General features: G+C 71.3%; 14 protein-coding genes. All 14 read left to right on the plus strand.

Annotation, left to right across the window (positions count from 1 at the left end; all coding sequences use genetic code 11):
• The first annotated feature begins 77 nt into the window (after positions 1-77).
• The 14 genes from rho (at position 78) to ACGFSC_RS22890 (ending at position 13,989) form a co-directional block, all read left to right on the plus strand.
• Positions 78-2,201 carry a transcription termination factor Rho gene (gene rho / locus ACGFSC_RS22825; protein WP_359899977.1) on the plus strand — a complete coding sequence of 708 codons (2,124 nt, stop codon included), beginning with the start codon at positions 78-80 and terminating at the stop codon, positions 2,199-2,201.
• Between the two features lie 140 nt (positions 2,202-2,341).
• Positions 2,342-3,490: an LCP family protein gene (locus tag ACGFSC_RS22830; RefSeq protein WP_359899975.1), complete on the plus strand. Its 1,149-nt coding sequence runs from the start codon at positions 2,342-2,344 to the stop codon at positions 3,488-3,490.
• A gap of 138 nt (positions 3,491-3,628) precedes the next feature.
• A complete protein-coding gene (gene rpmE, locus ACGFSC_RS22835; protein ID WP_030057539.1) occupies positions 3,629-3,850 on the plus strand; it encodes a 50S ribosomal protein L31 in 222 nt (73 codons plus the stop codon).
• Between the two features lie 132 nt (positions 3,851-3,982).
• Positions 3,983-5,059: a peptide chain release factor 1 gene (gene prfA / locus ACGFSC_RS22840; RefSeq protein WP_359899973.1), complete on the plus strand. Its 1,077-nt coding sequence runs from the start codon at positions 3,983-3,985 to the stop codon at positions 5,057-5,059.
• A gap of 58 nt (positions 5,060-5,117) precedes the next feature.
• The gene (gene prmC / locus ACGFSC_RS22845; RefSeq protein WP_359899971.1) at positions 5,118-5,984 is read left to right on the plus strand and encodes a peptide chain release factor N(5)-glutamine methyltransferase; all 867 of its coding nucleotides are present in this window, start codon (positions 5,118-5,120) and stop codon (positions 5,982-5,984) included.
• 222 nt (positions 5,985-6,206) lie between these two features.
• Positions 6,207-6,854 (plus strand): L-threonylcarbamoyladenylate synthase, encoded by a 648-nt coding sequence (locus ACGFSC_RS22850; protein ID WP_359899969.1) that lies wholly within the window; start codon positions 6,207-6,209, stop codon positions 6,852-6,854.
• 32 nt (positions 6,855-6,886) lie between these two features.
• Positions 6,887-7,528, plus strand: a complete 642-nt coding sequence (locus ACGFSC_RS22855; protein ID WP_355252781.1) for a protein-tyrosine-phosphatase — start codon at positions 6,887-6,889, stop codon at positions 7,526-7,528.
• Between the two features lie 140 nt (positions 7,529-7,668).
• Positions 7,669-8,949 (plus strand): serine hydroxymethyltransferase, encoded by a 1,281-nt coding sequence (gene glyA, locus ACGFSC_RS22860; protein WP_359899967.1) that lies wholly within the window; start codon positions 7,669-7,671, stop codon positions 8,947-8,949.
• 172 nt (positions 8,950-9,121) lie between these two features.
• Positions 9,122-10,411 carry an MraY family glycosyltransferase gene (locus ACGFSC_RS22865; RefSeq protein WP_359899966.1) on the plus strand — a complete coding sequence of 430 codons (1,290 nt, stop codon included), beginning with the start codon at positions 9,122-9,124 and terminating at the stop codon, positions 10,409-10,411.
• 297 nt (positions 10,412-10,708) lie between these two features.
• Positions 10,709-11,152, plus strand: coding sequence for a hypothetical protein (locus tag ACGFSC_RS22870; protein WP_359899964.1), 444 nt, complete (start codon positions 10,709-10,711; stop codon positions 11,150-11,152).
• A 285-nt stretch (positions 11,153-11,437) separates the two neighbouring features.
• A complete protein-coding gene (gene atpB / locus ACGFSC_RS22875; RefSeq protein ID WP_359899962.1) occupies positions 11,438-12,250 on the plus strand; it encodes a F0F1 ATP synthase subunit A in 813 nt (270 codons plus the stop codon).
• A gap of 89 nt (positions 12,251-12,339) precedes the next feature.
• A complete protein-coding gene (atpE, locus tag ACGFSC_RS22880; RefSeq protein WP_030302757.1) occupies positions 12,340-12,582 on the plus strand; it encodes an ATP synthase F0 subunit C in 243 nt (80 codons plus the stop codon).
• A 34-nt stretch (positions 12,583-12,616) separates the two neighbouring features.
• Positions 12,617-13,177: a F0F1 ATP synthase subunit B gene (locus tag ACGFSC_RS22885; protein ID WP_359899960.1), complete on the plus strand. Its 561-nt coding sequence runs from the start codon at positions 12,617-12,619 to the stop codon at positions 13,175-13,177.
• A complete protein-coding gene (locus ACGFSC_RS22890) occupies positions 13,174-13,989 on the plus strand; it encodes a F0F1 ATP synthase subunit delta (RefSeq protein ID WP_359899958.1) in 816 nt (271 codons plus the stop codon). The genes ACGFSC_RS22885 and ACGFSC_RS22890 overlap by 4 nt, the downstream gene beginning before the upstream one ends.
• The last annotated feature ends 140 nt before the right edge of the window (positions 13,990-14,129 follow it).

The raw sequence follows: 14,129 nt of genomic DNA on the forward strand, positions 1-14,129 counted from the left end.
AGTCGAGCGTTGGTCAGGACAGCACAACCGGTCGCCGAGCCAGACAGGCCGACGTCCGCTCCAGGGAAGGACCCTTAGTGAGCGACTCCACCGATCTGATGGGCGCGCGCCCGGACGCCGAGGCGTCGGACGCAGCCGCCGCCCCCGCTGCCCCGGCCCGGCGCCGCCGCAGCGCCGCCGCGGGCCTGGACGGCATGGTCCTGGCCGAGCTGCAGAAGCTCGCCGCGGACCTTGGCATCACCGGTACCGGACGCATGCGCAAGAGCCAGCTGATCGAGACCATCAAGGAGAAGAGCGGCGGGGACCCGCTGCTCGCCGCCGGTGGCACCGCCCCGGCCGCCAAGCGCACCGCCGCCAAGGCGGACGCCGAGGCCCCGGCCGAGAAGCCGGCCCGCCGCACCAAGGCCGCCGCCAAGACGGCCGAGGCTCCGGCCGCCGCCGAGCCGCAGGCCCAGATCGAGATCCCGGTCCAGGCCGCCGCCGAGACCGCCGCGCCCGCCCGTACCGAGCGCACCCGCCGCCGGGCCACCTCGGCCGCCGGCGCGCCCACCGCCCCGGTCGCGGAGGCCCCGGCCGAGGCCGCCACCGTCGCGGTCGCCGAGCCGAAGCAGGCCGAGGCCCGCCCGGCCGAGACCCGCGGCTTCGAGGGCCGTGAGGACGGCCGCGAGAGCCGTCGCGACCGCCGTGAGCGGCGCGAGCGCCGCGAGGGCGGCGACCGCCCCGACCGCCCCGAGCGCACCGAGCGCACCGAGCGCCAGGAGGCCGGCGAGGCCCAGGACGCCGACGGCCGCGAGTCGCGCCGCGACCGCCGCAACCGCCGCGAGCGCACCGACCGCACCGACCGCCAGTCCCAGCAGGGCGGCGGCCAGCAGCAGGGCGGCCAGGCCGAGCAGCAGGGCCGCCAGACCCAGCAGGTCCAGCAGCCGCAGGTCCAGCAGGGCGGCTACGACGACGACGAGTTCGGCGACGGCCGCCGTGGCCGGCGCGGGCGCTACCGCGACCGCCGTGGCCGTCGCGGCCGCGAGGGCTTCGAGGCCGGCCCCGCCGAGCCGCAGATCGGCGAGGACGACGTCCTGATCCCGGTCGCGGGCATCCTCGACATCCTCGACAACTACGCGTTCGTGCGCACCTCCGGCTACCTGCCGGGCCAGAACGACGTCTACGTCTCGCTCGCCCAGGTCCGCAAGAACGGCCTGCGCAAGGGCGACGCCATCACCGGCGCGGTGCGCCAGCCCAAGGACGGCGAGCGCCGCGAGAAGTTCAACGCCATGGTGCGGCTGGACTCCGTCAACGGCATGGACCCGGAGAGCGGCCGCGGCCGCCCCGAGTTCAACAAGCTCACCCCGCTCTACCCGCAGGAGCGGCTGCGCCTGGAGACCGACCCGGGCGTGCTGACCACCCGGATCATCGACCTGGTGTCGCCGATCGGCAAGGGCCAGCGCGGTCTGATCGTCGCGCCGCCGAAGACCGGCAAGACCATGGTGCTCCAGGCGGTCGCCAACGCGATCACCCACAACAACCCCGAGTGCCACCTGATGGTCGTCCTGGTCGACGAGCGTCCGGAAGAGGTCACCGACATGCAGCGGTCGGTGAAGGGCGAGGTCATCTCCTCGACCTTCGACCGCCCGGCCGAGGACCACACCACCGTCGCCGAGCTGGCCATCGAACGCGCCAAGCGCCTGGTCGAGCTGGGCCACGACGTGGTCATCCTGCTGGACTCGATCACCCGTCTCGGCCGCGCCTACAACCTGGCCGCGCCGGCCTCCGGCCGCATCCTGTCCGGTGGTGTCGACTCGACCGCGCTGTACCCGCCGAAGAAGTTCTTCGGTGCCGCGCGCAACATCGAGAACGGCGGCTCGCTGACCATCCTGGCCACCGCGCTGGTCGAGACCGGCTCGCGCATGGACGAGGTGATCTTCGAGGAGTTCAAGGGCACCGGCAACATGGAGCTCAAGCTCGACCGGAAGCTCTCGGACAAGCGCATCTTCCCGGCCGTCGACGTGGACGCCTCCAGCACCCGCAAGGAGGAGATCCTGCTCGGCAGCGAGGAGTTGGCCATCGTCTGGAAGCTGCGCCGGGTGCTGCACGCGCTCGACTCGCAGCAGGCGATCGAGCTGCTCCTGGACAAGATGAAGCAGACCAAGAGCAACGCCGAGTTCCTGATGCAGATCGCCAAGACCACCCCCGGCTCCAACGACTGACCGTAGCCGGACGGTTGTCCGAGCACGGAACCCCGGATCGCGCGAGCGGTCCGGGGTTCCGTGCGTCCGGCCCGGTTTGTTCCAGAGTCGGGACAACTTGAGGGCGTTTGGATCATGTTGTCCGATTTACTCTGGACCGTATGGCCGAACACAAGAGGGTTCCAGGGCGCCGCCGCAGAGTCCTGCGGACGGCCGCCTGCGCGTTCGTCGCGCTCGTCGTCCTCGGCGCCGGCGCGGCCCTCTTCGCCTGGTTCAGACTCAACGGCAACATCAAGAGCGTCGACATCGACGCCCGGCTCGGCGACGCCCGGCCGCCGGCCGCCACCGACGGCTCCTTCAACATCCTGGTGCTCGGCTCCGACTCGCGCGGCGGGGACAACGGCTCGATCGCGGGCGGGGACACCGGCGACACCGCCCGCTCGGACACCGCGATGGTGGTGCACATCAACCAGGACCACTCCCGCGCCCAGGTCGTCTCGATCCCGCGCGACACCCTGGTCACCCGCCCCGACTGCGCCGACCCGAGCGGCCGGACCGTGCCCGGCGCCAAGCGCGCGATGTACAACAGCGCCTTCGAGAGCGGCGGAGCGGTCTGCGCCGTCAAGACCACCGAGCAGCTCACCGGGCTGCGGATGGACCACTACCTGCAGATCGACTTCGCCGGCTTCGCCAGGGTCGTGGACGCGATGGGCGGGGCCACCGTGACCACCGCGGTGGCCATCCACGACAAGGACAGCGGGCTCGACCTGCCGCCCGGCGAGCACCACCTGGACGGCCGGCAGGCACTGGCCTTCGTGCGCACCCGGCACGGCGTCGGCGACGGCAGCGACCTCGGCCGGATCGAGCTCCAGAAGCAGATGGTGAAGTCGCTGCTGCAGCAGGTCGGGGGGAACGGGATGCTCACCAACCCGGTCAAGCTGTGGTCGATCGGCGACACCGTGACCAGGAGCATCACCACCGATTCCGCGCTCGGCTCGGTGAACTCGCTGGTCGGGCTCGCCCAGGAGCTCAAGGGGATAGGCCCGGACCAGCTGAGCATGGTCACCCTGCCGGTGGAGACGGCCCCCGGCGACCCGAACCGGGTGGTCGAGCAGCAGCCGCAGGCCGGGCAGGTCTGGGGGGCGCTCAAGGCCGACCAGGCGTTCCCGTCGGCGGTCGTCTCCGCGCAGCCGGAGAACCCCGCCCAGGCGGCTCCCACGGCCACCCCCTCGGCGGCCCCCTCGACGGCCGCGCGGGGCACCGGGAAGGCCACCCCGAAGGCCACCCCGAAGGCCGGAACGGCACACTGAGGGGCGCCCGGAATATCCCGGAACGCGACCCGGTTTGGGAAGATGCGGCCGGTCCTGGCAGACTGGTCCGTCGGTCCCGGTTCACGTGCGGCGCTCCAGCCGCCGACCCGGTGCCCTCCCGAAACCTAGGAGAACCCCTTGAAGCCCAACGTTCACCCCGAGTACGTGGTCACCCGTGTGACCTGCACCTGCGGTGCCGAGTTCACCACCCGCTCGACCGAGACCAGTGGCGAGATCCGCGCCGAGGTCTGCTCGCAGTGCCACCCGTTCTACACCGGCAAGCAGAAGATCCTCGACACCGGTGGCCGCGTGGCCCGCTTCGAGGCCCGCTTCGGCAAGCAGCACAGCGCGAAGGCCTAGCGCTCCCTCGGCGCCGGTTCCCGGTGCCCCCGTACTCGTTGTCGGGGGCGCTGGGGGCCGGCGCCGTTCGCGTCCCCCCGCGAGTTCCCCACCCCCCACACGTTTCCGAGTCCCCGGGAAGAAGGCCACCCCATGTTCGAGGCAGTCGAAGAGCTCCTCGTCGAGCACGCCGACCTCGAAACGAGGCTGGCCGACCCGTCCGTCCACGCCGACCAGAACAACGCCCGCAAGCTGGCCAAGCGGTACGCCGAGCTGACCCCGATCACCCGGGTCTACCGGCAGTGGCGGCAGGCCGGCGAGGACATCGAGGCCGCGCGTGAACTCGCCGCCGAGGACCCGGAGTTCCTCGCCGAGGTGAAGGACTCCGAGGCACGCCGGGACGAGCTCACCGAGGAGCTGCGGCTGCTGCTGGTGCCGCGCGACCCGAGCGACGACAAGGACGTCATCCTGGAGATCAAGGCGGGCGAGGGCGGCGAGGAGTCCGCGCTGTTCGCCGGCGACCTGCTCCGGATGTACCTGCGCTTCGCGGAGCGGGTCGGCTGGAAGACCGAGCTCATCGACTCCAACGAGTCCGACCTCGGCGGCTACAAGGACGTCTCGGTGGCCGTGAAGACCAAGGGCAGCACCGAGCCCGGCCAGGGCGTCTGGGCCCGGCTGAAGTACGAGGGCGGCGTGCACCGCGTGCAGCGCGTCCCCGCCACCGAGTCGCAGGGCCGCATCCACACCTCCGCGGCGGGCGTGCTGGTCACCCCCGAGGCGGAGGAGGTCGAGGTCGAGATCGTCGCCAACGACCTGCGGATCGACGTCTACCGCTCCTCCGGCCCCGGCGGCCAGTCGGTCAACACCACCGACTCCGCGGTCCGGATCACCCACCTGCCGACCGGTATCGTGGCGTCCTGCCAGAACGAGAAGAGCCAGCTCCAGAACAAGGAGCAGGCGATGCGCATCCTGCGTTCGCGGCTGCTGGCCGCCGCGCAGGAGGAGGCCGAGCGGGAGGCCTCGGACGCGCGCCGCAGCCAGGTCCGCACCGTGGACCGCTCCGAGCGGATCCGCACGTACAACTACCCCGAGAACCGCATCTCGGACCACCGCACCGGATTCAAGGCGTACAACCTGGACCAGGTCCTGGACGGCGACCTGAACGCGGTGATCCAGTCCTGCGTCGACAAGGACGCGGCGGCCAAGCTCGCCGCGGCCCAAGAGAACTGAGACCGGCGCGCCCCAGCCCGCGTTTCGCCCGGAGCCGGAGAAACAAGAGGTCGTACGGATGAACCTGCTGCTCGCCGAGGTGGCCCAGGCCACCCAGCGGTTGGCCGCGGCCGGCGTGCCGTCGCCGCGCTTCGACGCGGAGGAGCTCGCCGCCTACGTCCACAACGTCAAGCGCAGCCAGCTGCACACGGTGAAGGACGCCGACTTCGACGCCCGCTACTGGGAGGCCGTCTCCCGCCGCGAGGCGCGCGAGCCGCTCCAGCACATCACCGGGCGGGCGTTCTTCCGCTACCTCGAACTGGAGGTCGGCCCCGGGGTGTTCGTGCCCCGGCCGGAGACCGAGACGGTCGTCGAGTGGGCGATAGACGCGGTGCGCGACATGGACGTGGCCGAGCCGCTGGTGGTGGACCTGTGCTCCGGCTCCGGCGCGATCGCCCTCGCCCTGGCCCAGGAACTGCCGCGCTCGACCGTGCACGCCTTCGAACTGGACGAGGGCGCGCTGGAGTACACCCGGCGCAACATCGAGGCCAGCCCGGACCGCGCCCGGGTCACCCTGCACGCCGGTGACGCCACCAGGGCCTTCGAGGACGACCGCTCCTGGGACGGCCGCTTCGACCTGGTCATCTCCAACCCGCCGTACATCCCGCTCACCGAGTGGGAGTACGTCGCGCCGGAGGCCCGCGACCACGACCCGCAGATGTCGCTGTTCTCCGGCGAGGACGGCCTGGACACCATCCGCGGCATCGAGCGGGTCGCGGCCCGACTGCTGCGCCCGGGCGGCGCGGTGGTCATCGAGCACGCCGACCAGCAGGGCGGCCAGGTGCCGTGGATCTTCAACGAGGAACACGGCTGGACGGACACCGCCGACCACCGCGACCTGAACAACCGGCCGCGCTTCACGACCGCCCGGAGGGTCGGGTCGTGAACAGTCGGGCGCAGTACGACCGCCCGGAGGGTCGGGTCGTGAAGAATCGGGCCCAGTACGACCGCCCGGAGGGTCGGGTCGTGAACAGTCGGGCGCAGTACGACCGCCCGGAGGGTCGGGTCGTGAACACCAAGCGCTGTACGACAGCGCGCAAGGCCGCGCTGTGACCACAGTGGCGGCCGTAGTGACTGCCATGAGCCACTCCGGAAGGGGACCGCACCGATGAGCCGCCGCTACGACTGTGCCGATGCCGGGGACCGCGCCACCGGTCTGCGCGAGGCCGCCTCGGCCGTCCGCCGCGGCGAACTCGTCGTGCTGCCCACCGACACCCTGTACGGGGTCGGTGCGGACGCCTTCTCCCCGGAGGCCGTCGCCGAGCTGATGGCCGCCCGGGGCCGCGGCCGCAACACGCCCTCGCCGGTGCTGGTCGGCTCGCCGACCACCCTGCACGGCCTGGTCACCGACTTCTCCGAGCAGGCCTGGGAGCTGGTCGACGCCTTCTGGCCCGGCGGGCTCACCCTGGTCGCCCGGCACCAGCCCTCGCTGCGCTGGGACCTCGGCGACACCCGCGGCACCGTCGCGGTCCGGATGCCGCTGCACCCGGTCGCCATCGAGCTGCTGAACGCCACCGGCCCGCTGGCCGTCTCCAGCGCCAACCGGATCGGCGGGACGCCCCCGCTGACCTGCGACGAGGCCCAGGCCCAGCTCGGCGACGCGATCTCGGTCTACCTGGACGGCGGGGCGGCCGAGGACTCCGCCACCTCGTCGATCGTCGACGTCACCGGCAAGGTCCCGGTCCTGCTGCGGGCCGGCGCGATCAGTGTCGAGCAGCTGAGGGAGGTCGTCCCCGACCTGGAGGCCGGCAGTTGACGCCCACCGCCTCGCTCCACGCCGGGCCGGGCATAGCGCCGTACCTGAGCGTGGGCCCCAGGCCGCTGGACCACTTCCGGATCCTGTTCGTCTGCACCGGGAACATCTGCCGCTCGCCGATCGCCGAGCGGCTGACCCGGCGTGAGCTGGACACCCGGCTGAGCCCCCGGGTGGCCGGGCGGATCCTGGTCGAGAGCGCCGGCACCTGGGGCCACGAGGGCGCGCCGATGGAGGACCACGCCGCGACCGTGCTCGACGAGTACGGCGCCGACAGCGGGGGCTTCACCGGCCGCGAGCTGCTGGACGAGCACGTGGTCGAGGCCGATCTGGTGCTCACCGCGACGCTGGACCACCGCGCCCAGGTGATCTCGATGGGTCACGAGGCGGGGCTGCGCACCTTCACGCTGAAGGAGTTCACCCGCCTGGTGCGGACGATAGACCCGGGCACCCTGCCGGATCCCCGGCGCGGCGCCGACGTCACCGAGCGGGCCCGCGCGCTGGTCCGGGCGGCCGCCGCGCTGCGCGGCTGGCTGCTGGCCGCCACGCCGGAGTCGGACGAGCTGGACGACCCGTACGGGGCGCCGATCGGCATGTTCCGCAACTGCGGCGAGGAGATATTCCACGCGGTCGACCCGGTGGTCACCGCGCTCACCGGCGTCCCCGCGCCGCGCTGACGTCCCCGCGCCGTGCCGACGGCCCGCGGGCGGGCGCCGAGGCGCTGAATGGGGCCGTCCGGCCGTGGTTCGGCGGGCCGGGCGCGGTCGGCGGTCCTACGCTGGGTGACACAGTCCCCGCAGCGCCCGGGAGCCCCGCCATGACCGTCACCGATGCCGCGACCGACCCCACCACGACGACCGGGCGCCCCTGGGTGTCCGAGGCGCTGCACCGGGCCGATCCCCAGCTGGCCGACCTGCTGGCCGCGGAGGCCGAGCGGCGCGCCGAAACGATCCAGCTGCTGGCGGGGGAGAACCTGACCACCCCCGCCGTCCTGGCGGCGCTCACCGGCCCGCTGATCGACAAGTACGCCGAGGGCTACCCGGGCCGCCGGCACCACACCGGCTGCGCGCTGGCGGACGCCGCCGAGCTGCTGGCGATCGACCGGGCCCGTGAGCTGTTCGCCGCCCCGCACGCCAACGTCCAGCCGCGGTCGGCGACTTCGGCGATGCTGGCGGCGTACGCGGCACTGCTGCGGCCCGGCGACGGAGTGCTGGCGATGTCGCTGGAGCACGGCGGCCACCTCAGCTGCGGCTCGCGCGCCAACTTCTCCGGGCGCTGGTTCGCCTTCACCGGCTACGGCGTGCGCGAGAGCGACGGGCTGATCGACCTCGACCAGGTCCGCGACCTGGCCCGGGAGCACCGCCCCAAGGCCATCGTGGCGGGCTCGATCTCGCACCCCCGGCACCCGGACTGGGCGGCGTTCCGGGAGATCGCCGACGAGGTGGACGCCTATCTGATCGCCTCCGCCGCGCAGACCACCGGGCTGATCGCGGCCGGGGTGGCGCCCTCCCCGGTGCCGTACGCGGACGTCACCGTGGCGGCCACCCACAAGCTCCTGCGCGGTCCGCGCGGCGGGCTGCTGCTGTGCACCGCGCAGCTGGCCGAGCGGATCGACCGGGCGGTGTTCCCGTTCAGCCAGGGCGGCGCGGCGATGAACGAGGTGGCCGGCAAGGCGGTGGCCCTCGCGGAGGCCTCCGGGCCCGCGTACCGGGCGTACGCGCAGCGGGCGGTGTCCGGGGCCCGGGCGCTCGCCGGCGGGCTCGCGGAGGCCGGGATGCGCCCGCTGACGGGCGGCACCGACACCCATCTGGTGACCGCCGACGTGAGCCCGCTCGGGGTGACCGGAGCGGAGGCCGAGCGGCGCTGCGCGGCGGCCGGGCTGCTGCTCGGCAAGTGCGCGCTGCCGTACGACCCGGCGCCGGCCGCCGAGGCCTCCGGCATCCGGCTGGGCACGGGCACGGTGACCAGCCAGGGGATGGGGGAGGCCGAGCTGACGGAGATCGCCGGGCTGATCGCCCGGGTGCTCGACGGGGGCGCGGTCGCCCCCGCCGTGGCGCGGGTCCGGGAGCTGGCGCTGGCCTTCGCCGACCGTGGCTGACGGAGGTTCTCCGCGGGTATCCGGATCTCCTACCCGGGAGGGCGAACCGCGATGCACGGTCCCGGCGTCCGACTCAATAAGGTGTGTGCCGTGGCGACGCACCTCGAACCCCGGGAAGGCAGGGGAGTACCTTCGGTACTTCCCCGTTCGACAGTGATGCAGGAGGCCAGTGGTGCGTGAGTATCTGCTGGTGCTGTTCTGCACCGCCGCCGTCACCTACCTGCTGACCGGCCCGGTCCGGAAGTTCGCCATAGCGGCCGGCGCCATGCCGCCGGTGCGCGCCCGCGACGTGCACCGCGAGCCCACGCCGCGGCTCGGCGGCATCGCGATGTTCGGCGGACTGTGCGCGGGCATCCTGGTCGCCTCCCAGCTCGACAACCTGAGCAAGGTGTTCTCCCAGGGCACCGACATCCGCGCGCTGCTGTCCGGCGCCGGGATCATGTTCCTGCTCGGGGTCCTCGACGACAAGTGGGGCGTGGACGCGCTGGTGAAGCTCGGCGGCCAGATGATCGCCGCCGGCGTGATGGTCTGGCAGGGCGTCACGGTGATCACCCTCCCGGTGCCCGGTGTCGGCCCGGTCGCGGTCAGTCCGACCCAGGGCATGGTCATCTCGGTCACCCTGGTCGTCGTCATGGTGAACGCGGTGAACTTCATCGACGGCCTGGACGGCCTGGCCGGCGGCATGGTCTGCATCGCCGCGATGGCCTTCTTCCTGTACAGCTACCGGCTCTGGTACGGCTACACGATCACCGACGCGGCCCCCGCCGTGCTGTTCAGCGTGCTGCTGATCGGCATGTGCCTGGGCTTCCTGGCGCACAACATGCACCCCGCGCGGATCTTCATGGGCGACTCCGGCTCGATGATGCTGGGCCTGATGCTGGCCGTCGCCGCGATCTCGATCACCGGCCGGGTCGACCCGGACCTGATCAGCAACGAGACCGGTTCGCAGACCGCCGCCGTGCACGCCCTGGTGCCGATCTACATCCCGCTGCTGCTGCCGCTGACGGTCATCGCGCTGCCGCTGGCCGACCTGCTGCTCGCGGTGGTGCGCCGCACCTGGGCCGGCCAGTCCCCGTTCGCCGCGGACAAGCGCCACCTCCACCACCGGCTGCTCCAGGTGGGTCACTCGCACAGCCGCGCCGTACTGATCATGTACTTCTGGGCCGCGCTGATCGCCTTCGGTTCGGTGGCCTTCTCGGTGACCAACACCGGCCGCACCGTCGTCCTGACGCTCGCCGGGCTCTGCCTGGTCGGCCTGGTGGTGCTGCTCACCCCGCGGTTCCGGCCGCGCGCCCCGCGGGCGGTGCAGTCGTTCGTCCCCCCGCGCTACCGTCGGCAGCAGAGCGGTCCGATGGCCGAACTGTCGGCGAAGGACAAGCAACTCCTCGGTGAAGCCGGCCGGGACTCGGGCGTGGGCTCCACCGCGGTCGGCCCCCACCACAAGGCCACCGGTCGCCACTGACAAGGGAGTTGAGGGTCCATCGGATGGCGTTCACTCGAATGGCGGATCCGTTGCGCCGTTGGTGTGACAGGTGCCACATATTCATGGTAAAGCTCTCATCAAATAGTTTGTGATACCGTTCACGAGTACCGAGAACACGCCGAAAGACCTGACAGGTGGATGACTTCCGTCCCTGTCGGTCTCCCTCACCGGGCCCGCCGTTCCGATGGGCGGCCCGCGGCGATGCCTCGGTCCGGTGTCACCCGCCACCGCTGTGCCCGTCCCCCGCCACATCGACATGCCGCCGGAGCTGCCGACATGCCGTCCACCGACGCCCGGATCCTCCGAGGCGCCGCGATTCCCACTGCGGCCGCCGGGATCATCGCCATGGCGATCTCCTTCGCCGTCGCCGGGGGGAAGGGCCTGCTCGGCGCCCTCTTCGGCGCGCTGCTCGTGATGGCCTTCTTCGCCTCCGGCCAGTTCGCGCTCGACCGGCTGACCAGGTCGAACCCGCAGATCATGATGGCCGCGGCGCTGCTGGTGTACACCACGCAGATCCTGCTGGTCGGCATCGTGCTCGCGGTCTTCAAGAACACCGATCTCTTCAACCGGCAGGCCTTCGCCTTCACCCTGCTCGGCTGCGCCCTGATCTGGACGGGCTTCCAGGTGCGTGGTGCGCTCAAGGCCAAGACCTTCTACGTCGACCCCGACGCCTCCGAAAAGAAGGGCGACAAGCCCTCCGACAAGGGGCGTCAACAGTGACGAGGCCCAGCTGTCCCCCCAATGAGGGGGGCGGTGTTTATGCCGCGCTGACGGGCTGCTATCGTCCGTCGCAACAACGGAGTACGGGAAGAGGCCAGGTCTGTCCGGACAGCGGACGGATCGCCCCCCGGATCCGCGCATTCTTCGATGATCCCGCTGTGGTGCAGTGCGCCGGCGCGCGGGGTCGGCGAGAAACCCATCAAGTTCCAGTGCCGTTCCGTGGCCGCAGGCCACGCCGACACACCGAGGTTGCCGTATCCATGCGTCACGACGAAGGAGTCCGCGGTGAGTGCTGAACTCACGTCCCTCGCCTCAGGCAGTTGCCACTTCGGGGACGCTGGCTGTGGCTTCCCGGCCCCGGGTCTGAACGAGTTCCAGTTCGAGCCGATCTTCTCGATCGGCAGCGTCGACTTCAACAAGCCGATGCTGCTGTCGATCATCGTCGCGCTCCTGGTCGTCGTGTTCTTCTGGGCCTCCTTCGCCAAGCCGCGCCTGGTCCCCGGCAAGCTGCAGCTGGTCGGTGAGATCGGCTACGACTTCGTCAAGCGCTCCATCGTCCTGGAGACGATCGGCAAAAAGGGCGAGAAGTACGTCCCGATGCTGGTCTCGATGTTCTTCTTCATCTGGTTGATGAACATCATGTCGATCATCCCGTTCGCACAGTTCCCCGTGACGGCGGCGATCGCGTTCCCGGCCGGCCTCGCGGCGGTCGTGTGGATCACCTACATGACGCTGACCTTCAAGAAGCACGGCTTCGTCGGCGGTCTCAAGAACCTCTGCTGGCCCTCGGGCATCCCCGGCTGGGTCATGTTCATCCTGGTGCCGATCGAGTTCTTCTCGAACATCTTCGTGCGCCCGTTCACGCTCGCGGTCCGAGCCTTCGCGAACATGTTCGCCGGCCACCTGCTGGTCGTGATGTTCTCCGTCGCCTCCTGGTACCTGCTCAGCCCCTCCCTGGGCGCGCTGTACGGCTCGGCCTCGTTCGTCGTCGCCGTCGGCCTGACCGCCTTCGAGCTGCTGGTCCAGTTCCTGCAGGCCTACATCTTCGTGATGCTGGCCAGCAGCTACATCGCCGGTGCCCTGGAAGAGGCGCACTGAGCCTGGGCCCTCGGCCCTCCTGAACCACCCCCGGAACGCCCGGTGGCCAATCACCACCGGTACACCATCCCCGCAAAGGACACATTGCAATGAGCATGCTCGCTGAGGTCGGCGTCTACGGTTCCGTCGCTTCGATCGGCTACGGCCTCGCCGCGATCGGCCCCGGCATCGGCGTCGGTCTGATCTTCGGCAACGGCGTCCAGGCGATGGCCCGTCAGCCCGAGGCCGCCGGCCTGATCCGTTCCAACATGTTCATCGGCTTCGCGCTGACCGAGGCGCTCGCCCTCATCGGCATCGTCATGCCGTTCGTCTTCGGCCAGGGCCCCAAGTAATCCCCGCCGTAGACCCTTCGAGGAAGGTCCAGATATGAGCATCGCGGCTCACCTCGCGGAGGAGGGGGAGATCATGAACCCCCTTCTGCCCGCATGGCCCGAGATCATCATCGGCCTGCTCTGCTTCTTCATCGTCTTCGGCATCCTTGGCAAGAAGCTCCTCCCCAGCATCGAGAAGGTGCTGTCGGAGCGCCGGGACGCGATCGAGGGCGGCATGGAGCGCGCCGAGGCCGCTCAGGTGGAGGCCCAGGCCCTGCTTGAGCAGTACCGCGCCGAGCTCGCCGAGGCGCGCCACGAGGCTGCCCGCATCGTCGAGCAGGCTCGCGAGCAGGGTGCCGCCCAGCTCGCCGAGATGCGCGAGGAGGGCCAGCGCCAGCGCGAGGCCATCGTCGCCGCCGGTCACGCCCAGATCGAGGCGGACAAGAAGCAGGCCACTGCCGCCCTGCGTCAGGACGTGGGCTCGCTGGCCACCCAGCTGGCGTCCCGCATCGTGGGCGAGTCCCTGGAGGACCACGCCCGGCAGAGCGGCGTCATCGACCGCTTCCTGGACGAGCTGGAGGCCAAGGCCGCCGTTGCTCAGGGTGCGGCCAAGTGATCGGCGCCAGCCGTGAGGCCCTCGCTGCCGGCCGGCAGAACCTGGAGAGCCTGACCGACTCCACCTCGGTGGACGCGGCCAAGCTCGCCGAGGAGCTCACCGCCGTCACGGCCGTGCTGGACCGTGAGGTGTCGCTGCGCCGAGTCCTGACGGACCCGTCCCGGTCCGGCCAGGACAAGGCCCAGCTGGTCACCTCGCTGCTGACCGGTCAGGTCTCCGGCGAGGCCGTCGACCTGGTCTCCGGCCTGGTCCGCTCCCGCTGGTCGGGCTCGCGCGACCTGGTGGACGCGACCGAGCAGCTCTCCGCGTACGCGGAGATCATCGCCGCGGACAAGGCCGGCGTCCTGGACGACGTCGAGGACGAGCTCTTCCGCTTCGGCCGGGTGGTGAGCGGCGCGCACGAGCTGCGCGCCGCGCTGACCGAGCCGAAGGCCGGAGCCGTCGCGAAGGCCGAGCTGATCAAGAAGCTGCTCGGCGGCCGCGCCAACGCCGGCACCGTCCGGCTGGTCACCGCCCTCGTCAACGCGCCGCGTGGCCGTAGCCTGGAGCAGGGCCTCGAGTCCTACTCGAAGCTCGCCGCCGCACGCCGCGGCCGCGTGGTGGCCCTGGTCACCACCGCGGTGCCGCTGTCGGACACCCAGAAGGAGCGCCTGTCCGGTGCTCTGGGCCGGATGTACGGCCGCCAGGTCCACCTGAACATCGACGTCGACCCCGAGGTCGTCGGTGGCGTCCAGGTGCAGATCGGCGACGAGATCATCAACGGCACCGTGTCGAGCCGCCTCGAAGGCGCTCGCCAGTCGCTCGAAGGCTGAGCACCGAAGCAGCACATCCGACCCTCGGTCGGGAAACCGGCTCCCCAAGGAGCCGGCACATCGTACGGCCGGTTCGGAAGACCCGGCCGAGAGTCGAATACTTGCGGCCCTCAATGGCGGGCCGAGGATCGCAAACTAGG

It is taken from the genome of Kitasatospora sp. NPDC048715 (genome assembly GCF_043198905.1).
Taxonomy (GTDB): Bacteria; Actinomycetota; Actinomycetes; order Streptomycetales; family Streptomycetaceae; genus Kitasatospora; species Kitasatospora lactacystinica.

Excerpts from the sequence above, each read along its gene's own strand:
- ACGFSC_RS22830 (WP_359899975.1), top strand. The coding sequence starts at position 2,342 with ATGGCCGAACACAAGAGGGTTCCAGGGCGCCGCCGCAGAGTCCTGCGG.
- atpE (WP_030302757.1), top strand. The coding sequence starts at position 12,340 with ATGAGCATGCTCGCTGAGGTCGGCGTCTACGGTTCCGTCGCTTCGATC.
- prfA (WP_359899973.1), top strand. The coding sequence starts at position 3,983 with ATGTTCGAGGCAGTCGAAGAGCTCCTCGTCGAGCACGCCGACCTCGAA.
- ACGFSC_RS22870 (WP_359899964.1), top strand. The coding sequence starts at position 10,709 with ATGCCGTCCACCGACGCCCGGATCCTCCGAGGCGCCGCGATTCCCACT.
- glyA (WP_359899967.1), top strand. The coding sequence starts at position 7,669 with ATGACCGTCACCGATGCCGCGACCGACCCCACCACGACGACCGGGCGC.
- ACGFSC_RS22885 (WP_359899960.1), top strand. The coding sequence starts at position 12,617 with ATGAGCATCGCGGCTCACCTCGCGGAGGAGGGGGAGATCATGAACCCC.
- prmC (WP_359899971.1), top strand. The coding sequence starts at position 5,118 with ATGAACCTGCTGCTCGCCGAGGTGGCCCAGGCCACCCAGCGGTTGGCC.
- ACGFSC_RS22850 (WP_359899969.1), top strand. The coding sequence starts at position 6,207 with ATGAGCCGCCGCTACGACTGTGCCGATGCCGGGGACCGCGCCACCGGT.